The sequence below is a fragment of the Haloquadratum walsbyi J07HQW2 genome (assembly GCF_000415985.1).
In the GTDB taxonomy this organism is placed as follows: Archaea; Halobacteriota; Halobacteria; order Halobacteriales; family Haloferacaceae; genus Haloquadratum; species Haloquadratum walsbyi_B.
This window is the reverse complement of sequence record NZ_KE356561.1, coordinates 1,473,625-1,475,228: the sequence shown is the minus strand read 5'-3', so window position 1 is coordinate 1,475,228 and position 1,604 is coordinate 1,473,625. Positions and strand designations below refer to the sequence as shown.

At 51.4% G+C, this 1,604-nt stretch carries 2 protein-coding genes and 2 pseudogenes; 2 read left to right on the top strand and 2 right to left on the bottom strand.

Annotation, left to right across the window (positions count from 1 at the left end):
- A pseudogene (locus tag J07HQW2_RS06860) lies at nucleotides 1-205 on the bottom strand (UDP-sulfoquinovose synthase); the annotation flags it as partial.
- Nucleotides 206-263: 58 nt separating this feature from the next.
- On the opposite strand from J07HQW2_RS06860, the gene J07HQW2_RS06855 reads away from it, so the two are divergent.
- Nucleotides 264-446, top strand: coding sequence for a hypothetical protein (locus tag J07HQW2_RS06855; RefSeq protein ID WP_303704011.1), 183 nt, complete (start codon nucleotides 264-266; stop codon nucleotides 444-446).
- 446 nt (nucleotides 447-892) lie between these two features.
- A pseudogene (locus J07HQW2_RS06850) lies at nucleotides 893-1,295 on the top strand (transcriptional regulator).
- Between the two features lie 105 nt (nucleotides 1,296-1,400).
- Here J07HQW2_RS06850 and J07HQW2_RS18055 read toward each other — a convergent pair.
- Nucleotides 1,401-1,604 (bottom strand): hypothetical protein (locus J07HQW2_RS18055; protein WP_303704010.1); only part of this gene is annotated, 204 nt, incomplete at its 5' end.

Genomic DNA, 1,604 nt, shown 5'->3' with positions numbered 1-1,604 from the left:
TTCTCAGCCCGTGAACTTCCTGAGCGGCGGTGAGTCGGGTTTCCATTGAGGCGATAGGTGTTGCTGACACAGAGCCAACTTCGGAAACCCACTCTCGACGAGCGAGATTATCGACAAGAAGCACGCGATCGTCTGTCTCTGATGCAATCCGAAGCCCAGTCGGCCAGCCAAGATATCCGTCGCCGCCAGTGACAATGATCGACATTAGTTACTCAAACTCTGAGTAACAACGCTCGCATTAAAATATTGTGTAATCGATGACAATGACAAAAAACGTCGAATATCATATCACTGATACATTAAATAAGACGAGGATCACAGCTCGCGGACTTGGGGGGACAGTCACTGATATGGTTGGTGTCATTATCCGGGCTGTGGAGCAGGGGCTTGATCGTAAAGAAGCGTACACTCTGAAATCCGAATGGACTCTCATGAACTTTATATGACTGAGAACCCCCGGGAACAAGCCCACTCGCTCATCGATAACGGCGCTGAATACATATCATAACGCTCGCGATACTGGCTATGGATTTGGGTAACAAAAACATCGATAGTCGTCGTTTCTGTCGCTATCTCAAGGAGACAAGCCACCTACAGACACAGCAATAATTTTTCAGAGAAGTATATTATGTGAGGAATCGAACAATTGATTATAGCTCCTGGCTTCAATCATGAGACGCTCACTCGCGCACGTGACCAGTAGCGGGATTCAACGACCACATTAGGGCACGTCCACTAGACAATTGAACAAACAACATCGCCGACAACCGCGAGCGACATTGCTAATAAAGCTCTGGTAAGCGAACCGACCGCTTCAAGCGTGAAATTGAAAAAATAACGCCCGTTCCGGTAGACTGATCGGAGTAGGACGCTCCTAGGAGGAATACACCATATGCACACGCACAAAGTTACCATCAGCGAGCGCGACCGCCTCGATCAACGCATGCGTAGTCGTATCAAAGCCGCTCAGGAGGGTGAAGATCTTGATGACGCCCAACCGATACTGAACTTCGGTTCGTACGCTGAACTTAGCCGGCTCCTCAGTCCGAAGAACTTGGAGCTGTTAGAGGTAATATCCAAACATGAACCTGAAAGCATCCGCGAAGCCGCCGAACTGGTAGACCGGGACTACAAGCAGGTTCATCGAAACCTCTCTGAACTTGACGATATCGGTGTTATCGAGTTCGAGGTTGACGGGTTAGGCAACCAAGAAACCGAAACTGAGGTATGACGGTCTCGAAATTGACATCTCTTTTGCGAGATCGAATGAGAATGTTGGCACGGCAGCGCCGTAACGTAGTTTAGACTACTGCAGTCTGGACTGCGATAGCTGAGAATATGCGATCAGCCTGCCGACGGATTGAGACAGGTGGTGTGTGCTAGTGCTGGTATGGACGCCGTCATTCCCGCTGCCGGGCGGGGCAGCCGACTTGGCGAGCTGACGGCAGACCGACCAACGGGCTGGTCACTGTTGTCGGGTACGAAGCGACCCAGATTGTCGACCGGTTCGGCGACGCCTTCGCGGGCGTCCCGATCGTGCCGTGTTCGTCCATCAGACGCACGCTAACCACGAGTTCAGTTTCATCGACGCGATGACCGTCGCG